Origin of the sequence: Pseudomonas ulcerans (genome assembly GCF_036324125.1) — a bacterium.
GTDB classification, from domain to species: domain Bacteria; phylum Pseudomonadota; class Gammaproteobacteria; order Pseudomonadales; family Pseudomonadaceae; genus Aquipseudomonas; species Aquipseudomonas ulcerans.
This window is the reverse complement of sequence record NZ_JAZDQN010000028.1, coordinates 1-14,873: the sequence shown is the minus strand read 5'-3', so window position 1 is coordinate 14,873 and position 14,873 is coordinate 1. Positions and strand designations below refer to the sequence as shown.

The following is a 14,873-nucleotide window of genomic DNA, read 5'->3' as shown; positions in this document are numbered from 1 at the left end:
TATGGTCATCACCCCCGAACGATATCGAATCAAGGCGTTGGCATGAGCGTAGATGCACAAGATGTGGTACTGGTCGTCGAAGACGAGCCGGTGATCCGTATGGTCCTGAATGACTACCTGGCGGGCGAGGGCTATCGCGTGCTGCTCGCCGAAGACGGCGCGCAAGCCTTCGAGATCCTCGCCAGCAAGCCGCACCTGGACCTGATGGTCACCGACTTCCGCCTGCCCGGAGGCATTTCCGGGGTCGATATCGCCGAGCCGGCGGTGAAGCTGCGACCGGACCTTAAGGTGATCTTCATCAGTGGCTACCCGGCGGAGATCCGCGAGTCCGGCAGCCCCATCGCCTTCCGCGCGCCGATCCTGGCCAAGCCGTTCGACCTCGACAGCCTGCGCGAGCAGATCCAGGCACTGCTGCGCTGATATTTCCTGCATTGGTCGTCACTGGCCGATAGTGACGATCACCGGCTGCGGCGCATTGTTGGCCTGCATGGTCTGGACGAACTCCAGAATCGCCTGCCAGGTGTTGCAGGCGGCATCGAACCAGACCTGGGCGACGATTGCCTGCTGGGCATTCCCGGCCTGGGCGACGTCGGCGGCGGCATTGTCCAGTTCGCCGCCCAGCACGCCCCAACTGGTGTTGAGCGCCGTGAGGGCGGTGGTCATGTCGGCGATATCGCCCATCACCAGCGACAGGCTCATGCTCAGCCCTCCGAGAGTGGCCACTTGTTGCTGGTCGCTGTCGAGGTCCTGCTGGTCGCTGGCAATGGTGCCCTGGTACTGGCTGATGGTGTTCTGCAAAGAGGAAATCTGCGCCTGTGCCTCGGCGATGCTGGCAACGCCGATGCCGGCCAGGACCAGGGACAGGCCGCCGGTCAAGGGGGTCAACAGCACGCCGAAGATGGTTTCCACCAATCCGCTGGTCTTTTGCGCCTGGGCCTGGGCGATGGCCTGGCGGTCGGTTTGTACCTGCTGCTGCAAGGCGGCGATCTGCACGTTGATGCTGTTGATCTGCGCCTGGATATCGGCTTCCTGGGCCTGGATCTGCGCCACGCTGGTGTTCATCGCCGCGTAGGGCACGGCCAGCTGGCTGTTGAACGTACCGAGCTTGTCGGTGTAGGCGTCGATGGCATCGATCATGCCCTGCACGGGTGCTTCCAGGGCGTTCAGTTGCGCCACGATGCTGGCCTGGAGGCTGCTGTCGAATTGCATCTGGAGCTGGGCGAAGGCCTGGTCCAGTCCCGGTTGCGCGTTGAGGAACGCCTGGGCGCAAGCGGCAGTCCGGGCCAGGATCTGTGTCTGGAAGTACAGATAGCCATTTTGCCTCCAGCCCACGACAAGGTTTTCCGCCTGGCCCAGTTCCTGATCGAGCACCGGGTACCAGGGCGAGTCCGAGGGTGCGATCGACGCCTCGATCAGCGCCTGGCACGACGAGTCGAGCAGCAACATGGTGCCGATCGAATCGCTGAGTTGCTGGGTGGTCTGCTGGGCACTGAAACTCATGGCGGGACTCCTGTCGTGGGTGGAGGCGAAGGGCCGGGTTACATCGGCAGGGTCTGCGCTTCGATCGGCACCTGGGCGTTGACCAGGTTGTTCGCGGTGACGATGGCTTGCTGCCATTCGGTGACCGCGGCCTGGGTGAAGACGCCTTCGGTGATGGTCGACAGTTGCTGGTCGGCCTGCTGCAACTGGCTGACCACGCCTTGCAGTTCACCCTGGAAGGTTCCCCACTGGGTCATCAGCTTGGACAGCGACTCGGTGGCCAGGGCGAGGCTGGCCACGGCGCCATCGGAGGCCATCTGCAGCCCCTGCAGGGCGACCAGTTGGCGTTCGTCGTCGTCCAGTTCCTGGGTATCGGCGGCGATCTGGTTGAACTGGTCGTTGATCTTGCTTTGCATCACACCCCAGGTGACGCTGCCGCCGACGATCCCTGCCGCACCGACGGCCCCGCCGACCAGCAGGCTCGCGCCCCCGGTTTCCGGCGCCAGGGCGATACCGACCACCAGGGCGAAGATACCGACGCCGATGCCGGCCGCCGAGTAGGCGATGGCCTGGTTTTCCTGCTGGATTTCCGCGTTCAGCGCGGTGATGGCTTCGTTCATCTGGTTGATGTCGTTGTTCAGCTGGTTTTCCGCGGTCTGGATATTGGTGGCGCCGCTGACCAGATTGTTGTACGCGGTCTGCATCTGGTCGCCCCAGGTGGTCAGCGCAGTGGTGGTCTGGGTCATCTCATCGATGACCTGCTGGATCGGTGGCAGCAGGGTCTGCTCGATGATGGTCTGTACCTCGATCACATAGGGGTTGTCGGCACCCGAGGCGGTGGGGTTCTGCTGGACGATCTGGAGGATGGCGTTGGTTGCCGCGGTGAAGTCGGAACCGAAGTTGATCACCTGCAGCGGGATGGTCTTGGTGACGTCCGGGCCCAGGGTGTCGATCCACTGCTGGGAGAGGGTCTGCGCGGCCTGCAGTTCCTGGTTGAGCTGGTCGAACCAGCTCGGCTGCGGGCTGGGAGGGGTGAATACGGTGTTGACCACGGCATGGCAGGCGAAGGTGATCAGTTGCGCGGCGTTGTAGGAGACACCGGTATTGCCGATCAGGGTGTCCGGGGCCTGGGTCAGGTCGTTCGGGTTGCTCAGGGCGACATTCATCATGAATATCCTCGGGTTGAGGGCGGGAGGGAGTTCCTTCAGTTCCGCAGAAAGTCCGGAAAGGTCGGCCGAACGGTGGCCGCGGCAATGTCGATCGTCACAGGTTCGCCGACGCCGATGTCGGTCTTCGCTAACTGCGTGACGAAGGTGTTGATCGAGGTCCAGGCCGCCAGGGCCTGGGGCAGGGTCAGGAGGTCCAGGTACTGGTCGGGCTGGGCGCCGGCCTGCAGGGCATCGATGGCGTCCTGGGTCTTCGCCTGCTGGGTGACCCACAGGTCCACCAGTGCCGGCAGGGCATCGCGCAGCACGAGGAACTGTCCTTCGAGGCGATACAGGGTCTGCAGGGTCGACTTGGTCAGGGCTACGCCCAGGGCATCTTCGGAGAGCTGCTCCTTGGTCGCGTTGATCTGGTTCATGTCGGTGATCAACTGGTTGTCGTCGGCGATCAGGCTGTAGAAGCTCTGGCCGATGCTGATCACCGCCATGGCCACGCCGGCGACCGGCAGGGTGGCTTCCAGGCCCGCCGAGCCGACTTCGTAGAGCAACGACACGGCGGACTGGGCGATGGCCTTGTCGGAGGCGATGCCATCGCTGGTCAAGGTCGCGCCCAGGGCCTGCACCGACTCCACCAGTTCGCCCAGTTGCTCGGTCAGTTGCAGCATCTGCTGTTCTTCGTCCGCCAGGGCATCCCAGCCCTGGGCGATGGACGCGTTCATCGCCGGCAGGACCACGCTGAAGGCGTTCATGCATTGCTTGAGCAACTGGTCGGAGGCCTGGGTGGCGGCCAGGCTCTGGTTCACCTGGGGCAGCAGGGTTTCACTCAACAGCTTGATCCAGAACCCGGCGTCGTTGTTGGTGGTGGGCGAGAGCCCGGCCACCCCGCTGAACATCGCGTAGTAATTCTCGAAGGCGAGGATCACCGGGGCCCAGACCGACGCCCGCTGCAGTTGCCAGGTGTCCGCAGCGGCGTCCAGTTGCTGCACCTCGACGGCCACCGCCGGCAGCCAGCTCGGCTCGTCGGGGAGGGTGGCGATGCTGATGCTGTCGCAGCTCAGGGCGAAGCCATCCATGCCGACGATGTTCGAGTAGGCGTCGGTGAGTTTGTCCTGGGTATCGTTGACATCGGGAGCGAGCATGATGATGCCTCCGTGCGGATCAGCCGGTGACGTTGAGGTAGGGGTCGAAGGTCATGGCGTCGCCATCGAACGACAGGGTGCAGCTGTACTGGTACTGACCGGTGGAACCCTGGGACTCGACCCGGGCCGACCAGACGGTCTCTCCGCTGACCAGGGTCGATTGCTGCGGCAGGCAGACCTTGTCGTTGATCATTTGCCCGGTGAAACCGCTGATCACCACGTTGTCACCGGGATTGATCGGGCTCACCGACCAGATCACGATCTGCCCGTCGGTGCAACTGGTGACCAGCTCTTCCTGACCCTCGCCGGAGGAGCCGAAGTACTTGTTGGTGTCTACCAGGTAGACATTCGTGCCGAGGTTGCCGCTGGCGAGCGCGCCCTCGACGTCCACTACCACCAGTACGTAGATCTCGTTTGCCATTGCGATGCTTCCTGCGTGAGTGCCGCGAGAGGGCCGTCAGACCACCTTGAGCGTGCTGGGAAAGCTGAGCGTGGTGCCGCTCAGGACGAGGCTGACGGTGTAGGGATAGCTGGCGTAGGCGCCTTGGGTCTCGACCAGTCCGTTCCACACGGTATTGCCGAGAAAGGGGTCCTGGGTGGGGGTGCAGATGTGGTTGTCGAGCATGTTTCCGGAGAAGCCGGCGATGGCCACGGCGTCTGCCGGGTCCACGGGGGTCACCGACCAGGTCAGGGCCTGGCCGTCCTGGCACACGGTATTGAGTGTGCTCTGGCCTTCCTGCCAGGAACCCAGGTATTTGTTGGTGTCGACCAGATAGACGCTGCCCTGGAGCGTGCCGGCGGCGAGCGCGCCTTCCACGTCCACGACGATCAGGATATCGATGCGGTTCAAGTCCGTTCTCCGAACTGAAGAGCCACCGGCGACAGCGGTGAAACGTCAGTTAGCCATCATTGGCAACAAGGGTTTTCAAGGTCTAGACGAGGACTTGGGGAGGGGCAATGAAGCGGAGAGGGTTTCCTACGAACGGTAGAAAAAAGGGGCTGAATGGACGGGAGTGGATGGGGTGGTTCCTGGCTTGCCAATATCCTTAAGTATTTAGCAGGGACCTTGTGGGAGCGGGTTTACCCGCGATTGCGATGGTGGACTCACCTCCGTAATCGCGGGTAAACCCGCTCCCACAGGGTCTGCGTCGAGCTCTCTACTTGTGTTCTTTTACGCAGCAGAACTGATCTTTGCCGGCAAGCTGCCCTCGATGGCACCCAGCAGCATGCTTTCCATCAGCGCCAGCCGCTGAGCCTCGGGCACCGTGGTGTTCTGCAGCCAGCCCGGCAGGCTGTTGAGCAGGCTCGCCACCACCTGCGCGGCAGCTTCGAGGGTGTCGCCACCCAGGCGGGTGAGGGGGGCGATCAGGTCCAGCAGGCGCCCCTCGTATTCACGACGCATCGCGGCGATCTGCGCCTGTTGTTCCTCGCTCAGGCAGCACAGGTCGCGCTCGGCGAGGCGGAACTGCAACGGCCGTTCGGCATGCAGCTCCCAGTGGGCACGGATCACCGCCGCCAGGCGCATCGCCCCCGGCTTGCCGCGCGCGACCGGTTGCACGGTCGCCAGCAGTTCCTCATAGAGTTCTTCGATCAGGTCGAACAACAGGTGCTGCTTGCTCGGGAAATGGTGGTACAGCGAACCGGCAGTCAGCCCCACGTGGGCCGCCAGCTCGCGCATGCTGACCTGGCCGAAGCCCTTGAGCGCGAAGAGTTCGAGGGCCTTGTCGCGACGGTCTTCGTAGTCGGCGCAGCGTTCGGCACAGGTCTTTGGCATGGCGGCTTACCCGTAGACGTGGAAACCGCGGCCGCTCTTGCGGCCCAGGTAGCCGGCCGCGACCATCTCCTTGAGCAGCGGAGCAGGGCGGTACTTGCTGTCGTTGAAGCCCTCGTGGAAGGCCTCGATGATCGCCAGCAGGGTGTCCAGGCCGATAAGGTCGGCCAGCGCCAGCGGGCCGATCGGCTGGTTGCAGCCCAGGCGCATGCCGGTGTCGATGTCCTCGGCGCTGGCCAGGCCTTCCTGGAGCACGAAGATCGCTTCGTTGATCATCGGCACCAGGATGCGGTTGACCACGAAGCCCGGACGGTTGCCGGCGGTGATCGCGGTCTTGCCGACCTGGCCGGTCAGGGCCATGGCCGCGGCGTAGGTCGCGTCGCTGGTCTGCAGGCCGCGGATCACCTCGACCAGGGCCATCATCGGCACCGGGTTGAAGAAGTGCACGCCGATGAAGCGCTCGGGCTGGCTGATGGCCGCGCCCAGCTGGGTCACCGACAGCGACGAGGTGTTGGTGGCGATCACGCAGGTTTCACTGACGTTGGCCGCCACCTGCTGGAGGATGCGCTTCTTCAGCTCCAGGTTCTCGGTGGCCGCCTCGATCACCAGCTCGGCGTCCTTGAGCTGCGCGTAGTCGGTACTGGTGCGGATGCGTCCGACGGCGGCTTCGGCCTGGGCGGCCTCCAGGGTCTGCTTGCTGACCTGGCGATCGAGGTTCTTGCGCAGGGTGGCCACGCCACGCTCCAGCGCGGCGTCGGACACGTCGATCAGGGTTACCTGGTAGCCGGCGACCGCGCACACCTGGGCGATCCCGTTGCCCATGGTCCCGGCGCCGATCACGGCGATATTGGCAATGCTCATTTGGTTATCCTTCAAACGCGTTCGAACAGGACGGCGATACCCTGGCCGCCACCGATGCACATGGTCGCCAGGGCGTAGCGGCCCTGGATGCGCTGCAATTCATGGATGGCCTTGGTGGCGATGATCGCGCCGGTGGCGCCCACCGGGTGACCGAGGGAAATGCCGGAGCCGTTGGGGTTGACCTTCTCCGGGTCGAAGCCGAGCAGCTTGGACACGGCGCAGGCCTGGGCGGCGAAGGCTTCGTTGGATTCGATGACATCGAGGTCGGCGACGCTGATGCCGGCCTTGGCCAGCACTTTCTGGGTCGCCGGGACCGGGCCCAGGCCCATCAGTTCCGGCTCGACGCCGGCATGGGCGTAGGCCACCAGGCGGGCCAGCGGTTTCAGGCCTTCGCGCTCGACCATCGCGCCTGTGGCCAGGACCAGCGCCGCCGCGCCGTCGTTCAGGCCGCTGGCGTTGCCGGCGGTGACGCTGCCGTCCTTCTTGAACGCGGTCTTCATGCCGGCCAGCTGTTCGCTGCTGACTTCACCGCGCACATGCTCGTCCACCTTGAACTGCACCGGGCCCTTGCGGCCGGGCACTTCGATGGCGACGATCTGGCTGTCGAAGCGGCCTTCGGCGATGGCGCGGGCGGCACGTTGCTGGCTGGTGATCGCCACTTCGTCCTGCATCTCGCGGCTGATGCCGTGCCTGGCCGCGACGTTTTCCGCGGTGATGCCCATGTGGAAGCCTTCGAACGGGTCGTGCAGGATGCCGAGCATGTAGTCGATGCTCTTCATGTCGCCCATGCGTGCGCCCCAGCGGGCCTGGGTCAGCAGGTAGGGGCCGCGGCTCATGGCTTCGGCGCCGGCCGCCAGCACGGCTTCGGCTTCGCCCAGTTGCAGGGTCTGCGCGGCCGAGACGATGGCCTGCAGGCCCGAACCGCACAGGCGGTTGACGTTGAAAGCGGGGGTTTCCTTGGGAATGCCGGCGTTCATCGCGGCGACACGGCCGAGGTAGGCATCGCGGGCTTCGGTGGGGATCACGTTGCCCATCACCACATGGCCGATCTGCTCGGCGGCGACGCCGGAGCGTTCGATGGCGGCGCGGGTGACCTGGGTGGCCAGGTCGGCCAGCGGCAGGTCCTTGAGCGAACCGCCGAAGGTGCCGATGGGCGAGCGCACGGCGCTGACTACGTAGATATCGTTGCTATTCATGATCCACTCCAATGGGCGAAGGCGTGGCGGGGCACCTCCCGCTCTGCGAGAATGGCGCCCGGTCACGCCCGGGTTGTCTGCGAGTCTAGGCAACGCGGGTTTGCCGGCCTATGCCTTAACTGTCCAGCCTGCCTGTCATTTTTTGCAATGAAGGGCCGGCGCTTGCGGAACTGCCATGCGGGAAAACGATTCGGTCGCGGTGTATTTCGTCCACATCATGCTCTATGCCCTGCGCGACCAGCCCGCGCGGGCCGCGGTGCTGTTGCGCCAGGCCGGCATCGATCCCGCGGTGCTTGACGATAGCAGTGCGCGGGTGCCGGCGACGGCCTTCGCGCGCTTGTGGCTGCTGCTGATCGAAGCCCTCGACGACGAATTCTTCCACCTCGACAGCCACGGCATGCCCCTGGGCAGCTTCGCCCTGATCTGTCGCGGATTGATCCAGGAGCCGACCCTGGAAAAGGCCCTGCGCCAGTGCCTGAACTATTTCGGCCTGTTCCTGCGCGACCTGCGCGGCAGCCTCAGCCTGCGTGGCCAGCGGGCGGTGATCAGCCTGGAGTCGGATATCGCCGACCCGCAGCGCCGTGTCTATGCCGAGGAAACCCTGCTGGTGCTGGTGATCAGCCTGCTGTGCTGGCTGGGCGGGCGACGCATCGCCATCGACCGTACCGAGTTGACCGATGCGCGGGTGCGGCTGGAGGACGATGCCCTGCTATGGGGGCCGAACCTGCAACTGGGCAGCGGGCGAACGGAGCTTGAGTTTTCCGCCGACTACCTGAAGTTGCCGGTGATACAGGACCTGGGGGCGTTGAAGACCTTCCTGCGCAGCGCGCCGCAAGGGCTGGTGGTGCGCTGGCGCAACCAGAACGGCCTGGCGGCTCGGGTTTACCGGCACCTGCGCCAGCGTGAGTACGACCAGTGGCCGACCTTGCTGGGGCTGGCGGGGGAGATGGGACTCAGCCCGAGCAGTTTCCGCCGGCAACTGGAGCGCGAGGGCTGCTCGTTCCAGCAGATCAAGGATGAGGTGCGCCGGGCCATGGCTTTCGAATGCCTGCGCGACAGCGACCTCAGTGTCGCCGAGATCGCCGCGCAGACCGGCTTCCAGGAGCCCAGTGCGTTTCACCGGGCGTTCAAGAAGTGGACCGGTGAGAGTCCCGGCAGTTATCGCCAGAGGCTGGCTGCCGTTTAGGCCGGAACCATGGCGAAGCCGACGCCGAAGCGGTTCCAGGCGTTGATGGTGGCGATGGCCAGGGTCAGGTTCACCACTTCGCTTTCCGAGAAATGCTCCAGCAGCGCGTCGTACTGATGCTGCGGCGCGTGCTTTTCCGGCAGGCGGGTGAGGCTCTCGACCCAGGCGAGGGCGGCTTGTTCCCGTGGGGTGAAGTAGGTGGTGTCGGCCCAGACGCTGAGGGTCTGCAGGCGTGCCTCGGTCTCGCCGGCCTTGCGCGCGTCGTTGGCATGCATGTTCACGCAGTAGGCGCAGCCGTTGATCTGCGAGGCGCGCAGGCGGATCAGCTCCAGCAGCGAGTGTTCCAGGCCGGATTTCACCATGGCCTGCTCCAGGCCGATCATGGCCTTGTAGGCTTCGGGTGCGTGCTTGGCCCATTCGATTCGGGTGGTGGTCATTGCAGGTGCTCCGTAGGTGATGAGGGAATGGAGAACACCTTAAGCGGCGTGGGCTGCGGACCGAATAGCCAATTCCGGAAGATTTCGGGAGGCCAATCGTCAGGCCTGTGACCGCACCTCACACAACCCCGCCAGCAGGTCGCGCAACGCCACACCGTCCTCATCCAGCCCGGTTCGCGCATAGAGCGCCAGCTCCAGCCCCTCCACCGGCGGGAAGCCTTCTTCCCGTCCCAGCACCCGATGCCCCGGCAGCACGCAGCGCGCGGGAATCAGGCTCACGCCGAGCCCGGCACTCACCGCCGCCCCCAACCCCGCCAGGCTGGTACTGGAATAGCTGATCCGCCACGCCCGCCCGCTGCTTTCCAGGGCATGGATCATCTCCTGCCGATACAACGCCCCCACCGGGAACACCACCAGCGGCAACGGCTCGTCCGCCACCATGCCGCGGGCGCTGCACACCCAGGACAGCGGCTCCGGCCAGCGCGCATGGGCATCGCGGTCGGCACCCCATTGCTTGACCAGGAGGATGTCCAGCTCGCCATTGCGGTACAGGTGCAGCAGCGGATTGCTCAAGCCGCTTTCCACCTCCAGGCGCAGATGCGGGCGCTCGCCGATAAAGCCGCGCAGGGCTTCGGTCAGCAGCTCGCCTGCCAGGTCCTCCGGCGCACCCAGGCGCAGGGCGGTCTGCGCCTGGGCCGGCAGCATGGCCTGGCGTGCTTCTTCCTCCAGGCGCAGGATCCGCCGGGCATAGCCCAGCAGCCGCTCGCCGGCCTCGGTCGGCCACACCTGGCGCTGGCTGCGGTCCAGCAGGCGGGCGCCAAGGCTCTGTTCCAGGCGGATGATCTGCTGGCTGACGGTGGACTGGGTCAGGTGCAGGCGCTCAGCGGCGCGGGTGAAGTTGCCGGTTTCCAACACGGTGACGAAGGCGCGAAGCAGAAGCGGGTCAAGCATGCGTAAATCCACTGGTATGCATGAAATCAATTAATTTCATGCTACACCTGCCGCCCGGGATAATCGCGCCTCATTCGTCAGGAGTCCGAACATGCCCAACGAAGCCTTCATGCGCGAAGCCCTGGCCCTGGCCCGGGACAACGTCCACGCCGGTGGCCGGCCCTTCGGTGCGGTGCTGGTGCGCGACGGCCAGGTGATCGCCCGAGCGGTCAACGAGATCCATGCCAGCAACGACCCTACCGCCCACGCCGAATTGCAGGCGATCCGTCAGGCCAGCCAGGTCCTGGGCCGGTCGCGCCTGGACGGCTGCGAGATCTACGCCAGCGGCCATCCCTGCCCGATGTGCCTGGCCGCCATGCACCTGTGCGGCATCGAGCGTGCCTGGTTCGCCTACGACAACGACGAGGGCGCGCCCTTTGGCCTTTCCACCGCAGCCGTCTACGCGCAGATGGCCCGGCCGCCGCAGCAGCAGTCGGTGGCGCTGCGCCCGCTGAAGCCGGCGGGCGAGGAAGGGCTCTACGCCCTGTGGCAGCAGGTACGCCCGGCATGATCCCGGCGACTTCCCGCTGGCGCGGCGCCGCGCTGATGGCCCTGGTGATCGCGGTCACCCTGAACCTGCGACCGATCCTCACCAGCATCGGCCCGTTGCTGGAAGACATCCGCGCCGGCACCGGCATCGGCTACCAGCAGGCGGCATTGCTGACCGCGCTGCCGGTGCTGTGCATGGGCCTGGTGCCGCTGTTGCAACCCTGGCTGCGGCGCTGGCTGAGCGAGCAGGGCGGCTTGCTGCTCGGCCTTGCGGCCATTGGCCTGGCCTGCCTGTGGCGCCTGTTGCTGGGCAGCGGTACCGCGCTGATTGCCAGTGCGGTGCTGGCCGGGGTGGGCGTGGCCTTCGTCCAGGCGCTGATGCCGGGGCTGGTCAACCGCTGGTTCTCGCGGCGCCTGGCCTTGGCCATGGGCGTGTATTCGGCGGCGCTGATGAGTGGTGGCGGCCTGGCGGCGGTATTGGGGCCGCGGGTCGCCGAGGCATTCGGCCACTGGCAGGCCGGGCTTGGCGTGTGGCTGCTGCCGGTGCTGCTGGCGTTTCTGCTGCTGGGGCTGGTCGGTCCCACCCTGGAAGGCGCCGTCGGCCGCAGTGGCAGCGGCGGCGGACATTTCTTCGGCAATCGCCGGGCCTGGCTGCTGGCGGTGTATTTCGGTCTGATCAATGGCGGCTACACCAGCATGGTGGCCTGGCTGCCGGCCTACTATCAGCAGGTTGGCGGCAGTGCCCGTGGTGGCGGAGAGCTGGTGGGCCTGATGACCATCTTCCAGGTGCTGGGCGCCCTCGGCCTGCCGCTGTTGCTGCGGCGCATTGCGGATCGCCGCCCGGGATTGTGGGTGGCATTGACTGCACAACTGCTGGGCTTCTCCGGCCTGCTGCTGGACCCGGCGCTGTCGCCGGGACTGTGGGTCGGGCTGATCGGCTTCGGCCTCGGCGCCTGTTTCAGCCTGAGCCTGACCCTCACCCTGGAACACCTCCGGGACCCGCGCCAGGCCGGTGGCCTGGCGGCCTTCGTCCAGGGCATCGGCTTCATCATCACCGGCCTGGTGCCGTACCTGACCGGCTGGCTGCGGGATATCAGCGGCGATTTCCAGGCCTCCTGGACCCTGCTGACGGTCACCGTGGTGCTGATGCTGCTGGTCACCGGCCGCTTCGCCCCGCGCGGCTATGCCAGCGCCATGGCCGCGCGCGGTGCCACGGCCAGCGTGCTCAACTGAGGGACTGCAAGGTATCGCGCAGGCGGTCCAGCGCCGGGTCGATATCCAGCAACTCGATGGCGCCGAAGCCCAGCAGCAGGCCGGGCTGCGGCGGCGCCTCGCTGTAGAACGGCCGCAGCGAGTACAGGCCGACTTCCACCTTGCGCGCCAGGGCGATGACGAACTCCACGTCCAGCGCGTCCTTGGCCAGGGCGCTGAGGTGATAGCCGGCAGTGCTCGGCACCGCCTCGAACCAGGGGCTCAGGTCCGCGTCCAGGCGCTGCAGGATACGTTCGCGCCGCGCCGCATAGAGCCCGTGGCAGCGGCGGATATGCCGTTGCAGATGTCCCTCGCCGATAAAGCGCGCCAGGGTCCACTGGCTCAGGGTCGAGGTGTGCCAGTCGCTCAGTTGCTTGGCGATCCGCACCGGCTCCAGCAAGGCCGGCGGCAGGATCGCGTAGCCCAGGCGCAGCTCCGGCAGCACGGTCTTGGAGAAGGTCCCGACATAGGCCACCAGGCCGTGCTGGTCGAGGCTCTGCAGGGCGTCGGTGGGGCGGCCTTCGTAGCGGAACTCGCTGTCGTAGTCGTCCTCGACGATCACCGCGCCCAGCTCGGCGGCGCGGGCCAGCAGGGCGTGGCGGCGGGCCAGGGCCATGGGCATGCCCAGCGGGAACTGATGCGACGGCGTCACGTAGATGAGCCGCACGCCCGCTTCGATCAACTCGACGCGAATGCCCTCGGCCTCCACCGGCACATGCTGGATGCGCGCACCCAGGGCTTCGAACAGATGCCTGGCCGGCGGATAGCCGGGATCCTCCATGGCCACCGTGCACCCCGGCTCGATCAGCACCCGGGCGATCAGGTCCAGGGCCTGCTGTGCACCGCTGCACACCTGCACATTGTCGGCGTCGCAGTGCACGCCACGGGCGAAGGCGATATGCCGGGCGATGGCTTCGCGCAGTTCCGCCAGGCCGCGGGCATCGCCGTAGCGTGTGGTGCTGCGCTGGCATTGGCGCAGGGCGTGCTGGCTGCACTGGCGCCAGCTATCGAAGGGGAAGTGGGCCTTGCTCGACACGCCACCGGCAAAGTCGTAGCGCGACGGCTGCTCCAGCGCCGGGCGGCCCATGGGCAGGCCGCGGGCGCGCCAGCGTTCGAGGCTGGCGGCGCTGGCCAGGGGCGTGTCGTGGCGCTGCGGTGCGCCGGCCAGAGGCTGAGGGGTGATGAATGTGCCGCGGCCGACCTGGCCACTGAGCAGGTTGTCGTAGGTCAGGCGCGAATAGGCCTCGGCCACGGTCTTGCGCGACACCCCCAGTTGCTCGGCCAGCAGCCGCGTCGGCGGCAGTTGCGTGCCCGCAGCGAGGCGACCGCTGTCGATGCCGTCGCGCAATTGCCGGTACAGCTGGTCGGCAAGGTCCTTGCGGCCGTGCAGGGTGATGTGCAGTTCCATGGAGGTGGGTTTCCGGGCGGGCAGGCAGTTCGTCAGGTTACCCGATTTGCCTGCCGTTGATCCCCTCGGAGCACGGAGCAAACAAAGCGAATCCACACTCAAAGGTGATGTGACCGCAACTCGGTGCATGACCTTGAAACGAGGAGATTCGCCATGAAATTGCGTGTGATGTTGCTGCCCCTGCTGCTCCTGTCCGCTGCCGCCCAGGCCACCCAGGCGCCGGTCCCGATGGACTACCGGTACGGCATGCACCTGGATGTGGCCAAGGTGCTGGACCTGCGTGAGCCCGCCACCGACTACCAGTGCAAGGTGGTGGTGGCGACCATGACCTACCTGGACTCCAAGGGCCAGGAGCGTGCGTTGAACTACCGCAAGCTGTCCTCGGGGTGCACCGACCAGGGCTGACTCAGTCCCACTGCGGTGCCAGGCCGGCCGGATCGGTCAGGCGCAGGCCGCTGTCCAGCGTGGCGATGCGCGCCATGTCGGCATCATCGAGGCGCAGGCCGACGGCCTTGAGGTTGCCGGCCAGGTTGTCCCGGCGGGTCGAGGAGGGGATCACCGCGTAGCCGAGTTGCATGGCCCAGGCCAGGGTTACCTGTGCCGGGGTGGCGTTGTGCTGCGTGGCGATTTCCTGGATCAGCGGATCCTGCAGAACCTTGCCGTAGCCGAGGGTCATGTAGGAGGTCACGGCGACTTGTTGGGTTTGCATGAACTCCACCAGGCGGCGGTTCTGCAGGTACGGGTGCAGCTCGACCTGGTTGGTGGCGATCTGGCCCGGGCCGGTGACGGCGATGGCCTGGCGCAGCAGGTCGATGGTGAAGTTGGATACGCCGATCTCGCGGGTCAGGCCCTGGGCCCTGGCTTCCAGCAGGGCGCCCATGAATTCGGCGACCGGTACCGCGCCCTTGGGCGACGGCCAGTGGATCAGGGTCAGGTCGAGGTGGTCGGTGCGCAGCTTGTGCAGGCTTTCCTTGAGGCTGGGGATCAGGCGGTCGGCGCCGAGGTTGTCGGTCCAGATCTTGCTGGTCAGGTACAACTGGTCGCGGGCCACGCCGCTGGCGGCGATGGCCTGGCCGACCTCGGCCTCGTTGCCATAGATCTGCGCCGTGTCGATGGCCCGGTAGCCCAGCTCAAGGGCCATCGACAAGGAGTCGATGACCACCTGGTCCTTGAGGCGGAAGGTGCCGAGGCCGAACAGGGGAAGGGTCATGGGAGGTCCTCATCGGTGGGGTGGGAATGAGGGTAGTATCCCGGGGCCGACGAGGTGGAAAAACCGCTGGTGGGGAACAAGATTCTTGCGTGTGGATCACGAATCGTCGGCGGGCCCGGCATGGTATCTACACTTCTTTTTCGCTTTGAGGTGCTGGTGCTGGTGCTGCGAGCTTATCCATTACCTGCGGCGGCTCTGCCGGCCCCTTCCGCCTTCACGGCGGGTCACTTTTGCTGGGCGGCAAAAGTAACCAAAAACGCCTGCTCCTGCATCCGGCCCTACGCTGCGCTCCG

At 66.1% G+C, this 14,873-nt stretch carries 18 protein-coding genes; 6 read left to right on the top strand and 12 right to left on the bottom strand.

Annotation, left to right across the window (positions count from 1 at the left end):
- The first annotated feature begins 42 nt into the window (after positions 1 to 42).
- A complete protein-coding gene (locus V0R59_RS21810) occupies positions 43 to 420 on the top strand; it encodes a response regulator (protein ID WP_330076577.1) in 378 nt (125 codons plus the stop codon).
- Between the two features lie 18 nt (positions 421 to 438).
- Here the strand turns inward: V0R59_RS21810 and makE are convergent, their stop codons facing one another.
- The 8 genes from makE to V0R59_RS21770 all read right to left on the bottom strand — a co-directional run bounded on the left by makE (position 439) and on the right by V0R59_RS21770 (position 7,609).
- Complete coding sequence (gene makE, locus V0R59_RS21805) at positions 439 to 1,500, bottom strand: alpha-pore-forming cytotoxin subunit MakE (protein WP_330076578.1); 1,062 nt, start codon at positions 1,498 to 1,500, stop codon at positions 439 to 441.
- A gap of 38 nt (positions 1,501 to 1,538) precedes the next feature.
- A complete protein-coding gene (gene makA, locus V0R59_RS21800) occupies positions 1,539 to 2,645 on the bottom strand; it encodes an alpha-pore-forming cytotoxin MakA (RefSeq protein ID WP_330076579.1) in 1,107 nt (368 codons plus the stop codon).
- A 38-nt stretch (positions 2,646 to 2,683) separates the two neighbouring features.
- A complete protein-coding gene (gene makB / locus V0R59_RS21795) occupies positions 2,684 to 3,781 on the bottom strand; it encodes an alpha-pore-forming cytotoxin subunit MakB (protein ID WP_330076580.1) in 1,098 nt (365 codons plus the stop codon).
- Between the two features lie 19 nt (positions 3,782 to 3,800).
- The gene (gene makC / locus V0R59_RS21790) at positions 3,801 to 4,202 is read right to left on the bottom strand and encodes an alpha-pore-forming tripartite toxin MakABE regulator (protein ID WP_330076581.1); all 402 of its coding nucleotides are present in this window, start codon (positions 4,200 to 4,202) and stop codon (positions 3,801 to 3,803) included.
- Positions 4,203 to 4,238: 36 nt separating this feature from the next.
- Complete coding sequence (gene makC, locus V0R59_RS21785; RefSeq protein WP_330076582.1) at positions 4,239 to 4,631, bottom strand: alpha-pore-forming tripartite toxin MakABE regulator; 393 nt, start codon at positions 4,629 to 4,631, stop codon at positions 4,239 to 4,241.
- A 321-nt stretch (positions 4,632 to 4,952) separates the two neighbouring features.
- The gene (locus tag V0R59_RS21780) at positions 4,953 to 5,555 is read right to left on the bottom strand and encodes a TetR/AcrR family transcriptional regulator (protein ID WP_330076583.1); all 603 of its coding nucleotides are present in this window, start codon (positions 5,553 to 5,555) and stop codon (positions 4,953 to 4,955) included.
- A 6-nt stretch (positions 5,556 to 5,561) separates the two neighbouring features.
- Positions 5,562 to 6,413 carry a 3-hydroxybutyryl-CoA dehydrogenase gene (locus V0R59_RS21775; protein ID WP_330076584.1) on the bottom strand — a complete coding sequence of 284 codons (852 nt, stop codon included), beginning with the start codon at positions 6,411 to 6,413 and terminating at the stop codon, positions 5,562 to 5,564.
- A gap of 11 nt (positions 6,414 to 6,424) precedes the next feature.
- Positions 6,425 to 7,609: an acetyl-CoA C-acyltransferase family protein gene (locus V0R59_RS21770; RefSeq protein ID WP_330076585.1), complete on the bottom strand. Its 1,185-nt coding sequence runs from the start codon at positions 7,607 to 7,609 to the stop codon at positions 6,425 to 6,427.
- A gap of 175 nt (positions 7,610 to 7,784) precedes the next feature.
- Between V0R59_RS21770 and V0R59_RS21765 the strand changes: the two genes are divergently transcribed.
- Entirely contained in the window at positions 7,785 to 8,795 is a 1,011-nt protein-coding gene (locus tag V0R59_RS21765; RefSeq protein ID WP_330076586.1) for an AraC family transcriptional regulator, read from the top strand.
- On the opposite strand, the gene V0R59_RS21760 is transcribed toward V0R59_RS21765, so the two are convergent.
- Together V0R59_RS21760 and V0R59_RS21755 are read right to left on the bottom strand one after the other, a co-directional pair.
- Positions 8,792 to 9,232, bottom strand: coding sequence for a carboxymuconolactone decarboxylase family protein (locus V0R59_RS21760; RefSeq protein WP_330076587.1), 441 nt, complete (start codon positions 9,230 to 9,232; stop codon positions 8,792 to 8,794). The two genes, V0R59_RS21765 and V0R59_RS21760, sit on opposite strands and share 4 nt — an antisense overlap.
- A gap of 99 nt (positions 9,233 to 9,331) precedes the next feature.
- A complete protein-coding gene (locus V0R59_RS21755) occupies positions 9,332 to 10,183 on the bottom strand; it encodes a LysR substrate-binding domain-containing protein (protein WP_330076588.1) in 852 nt (283 codons plus the stop codon).
- Between the two features lie 91 nt (positions 10,184 to 10,274).
- Between V0R59_RS21755 and V0R59_RS21750 the strand changes: the two genes are divergently transcribed.
- On the top strand, positions 10,275 to 10,733 hold the full coding sequence (locus tag V0R59_RS21750) for a nucleoside deaminase (RefSeq protein WP_330076589.1): 459 nt from the start codon (positions 10,275 to 10,277) through the stop codon (positions 10,731 to 10,733).
- The gene (locus V0R59_RS21745; RefSeq protein ID WP_330076590.1) at positions 10,730 to 11,944 is read left to right on the top strand and encodes a CynX/NimT family MFS transporter; all 1,215 of its coding nucleotides are present in this window, start codon (positions 10,730 to 10,732) and stop codon (positions 11,942 to 11,944) included. Before V0R59_RS21750 ends, V0R59_RS21745 begins: the two co-directional genes overlap by 4 nt.
- Here V0R59_RS21745 and pdxR read toward each other — a convergent pair.
- Positions 11,937 to 13,370: a MocR-like pyridoxine biosynthesis transcription factor PdxR gene (gene pdxR / locus V0R59_RS21740; protein WP_330076591.1), complete on the bottom strand. Its 1,434-nt coding sequence runs from the start codon at positions 13,368 to 13,370 to the stop codon at positions 11,937 to 11,939. The two genes, V0R59_RS21745 and pdxR, sit on opposite strands and share 8 nt — an antisense overlap.
- 153 nt (positions 13,371 to 13,523) lie before the next feature.
- Between pdxR and V0R59_RS21735 the strand changes: the two genes are divergently transcribed.
- Entirely contained in the window at positions 13,524 to 13,775 is a 252-nt protein-coding gene (locus V0R59_RS21735; RefSeq protein ID WP_330076592.1) for a DUF2790 domain-containing protein, read from the top strand.
- Between the two features lies 1 nt (position 13,776).
- Here the strand turns inward: V0R59_RS21735 and dkgB are convergent, their stop codons facing one another.
- Positions 13,777 to 14,580 carry a 2,5-didehydrogluconate reductase DkgB gene (dkgB, locus tag V0R59_RS21730; protein WP_330076593.1) on the bottom strand — a complete coding sequence of 268 codons (804 nt, stop codon included), beginning with the start codon at positions 14,578 to 14,580 and terminating at the stop codon, positions 13,777 to 13,779.
- Positions 14,581 to 14,634: 54 nt separating this feature from the next.
- Between dkgB and V0R59_RS21725 the strand changes: the two genes are divergently transcribed.
- Positions 14,635 to 14,873: hypothetical protein (locus V0R59_RS21725; RefSeq protein ID WP_330076594.1), on the top strand; the 239-nt coding region annotated here is incomplete at its 3' end.

What these genes read in the sequence shown, in the direction of transcription:
- V0R59_RS21755 (WP_330076588.1), bottom strand. Translation starts at nt 10,183, where the DNA reads ATGCTTGACCCGCTTCTGCTTCGCGCCTTCGTCACCGTGTTGGAAACC.
- makE (WP_330076578.1), bottom strand. Translation starts at nt 1,500, where the DNA reads ATGAGTTTCAGTGCCCAGCAGACCACCCAGCAACTCAGCGATTCGATC.
- makA (WP_330076579.1), bottom strand. Translation starts at nt 2,645, where the DNA reads ATGAATGTCGCCCTGAGCAACCCGAACGACCTGACCCAGGCCCCGGAC.
- V0R59_RS21770 (WP_330076585.1), bottom strand. Translation starts at nt 7,609, where the DNA reads ATGAATAGCAACGATATCTACGTAGTCAGCGCCGTGCGCTCGCCCATC.
- V0R59_RS21810 (WP_330076577.1), top strand. Translation starts at nt 43, where the DNA reads ATGAGCGTAGATGCACAAGATGTGGTACTGGTCGTCGAAGACGAGCCG.
- V0R59_RS21760 (WP_330076587.1), bottom strand. Translation starts at nt 9,232, where the DNA reads ATGACCACCACCCGAATCGAATGGGCCAAGCACGCACCCGAAGCCTAC.
- V0R59_RS21735 (WP_330076592.1), top strand. Translation starts at nt 13,524, where the DNA reads ATGAAATTGCGTGTGATGTTGCTGCCCCTGCTGCTCCTGTCCGCTGCC.
- V0R59_RS21780 (WP_330076583.1), bottom strand. Translation starts at nt 5,555, where the DNA reads ATGCCAAAGACCTGTGCCGAACGCTGCGCCGACTACGAAGACCGTCGC.
- makB (WP_330076580.1), bottom strand. Translation starts at nt 3,781, where the DNA reads ATGCTCGCTCCCGATGTCAACGATACCCAGGACAAACTCACCGACGCC.
- V0R59_RS21745 (WP_330076590.1), top strand. Translation starts at nt 10,730, where the DNA reads ATGATCCCGGCGACTTCCCGCTGGCGCGGCGCCGCGCTGATGGCCCTG.
- V0R59_RS21765 (WP_330076586.1), top strand. Translation starts at nt 7,785, where the DNA reads ATGCGGGAAAACGATTCGGTCGCGGTGTATTTCGTCCACATCATGCTC.
- makC (WP_330076581.1), bottom strand. Translation starts at nt 4,202, where the DNA reads ATGGCAAACGAGATCTACGTACTGGTGGTAGTGGACGTCGAGGGCGCG.
- pdxR (WP_330076591.1), bottom strand. Translation starts at nt 13,370, where the DNA reads ATGGAACTGCACATCACCCTGCACGGCCGCAAGGACCTTGCCGACCAG.
- V0R59_RS21775 (WP_330076584.1), bottom strand. Translation starts at nt 6,413, where the DNA reads ATGAGCATTGCCAATATCGCCGTGATCGGCGCCGGGACCATGGGCAAC.
- dkgB (WP_330076593.1), bottom strand. Translation starts at nt 14,580, where the DNA reads ATGACCCTTCCCCTGTTCGGCCTCGGCACCTTCCGCCTCAAGGACCAG.
- V0R59_RS21750 (WP_330076589.1), top strand. Translation starts at nt 10,275, where the DNA reads ATGCCCAACGAAGCCTTCATGCGCGAAGCCCTGGCCCTGGCCCGGGAC.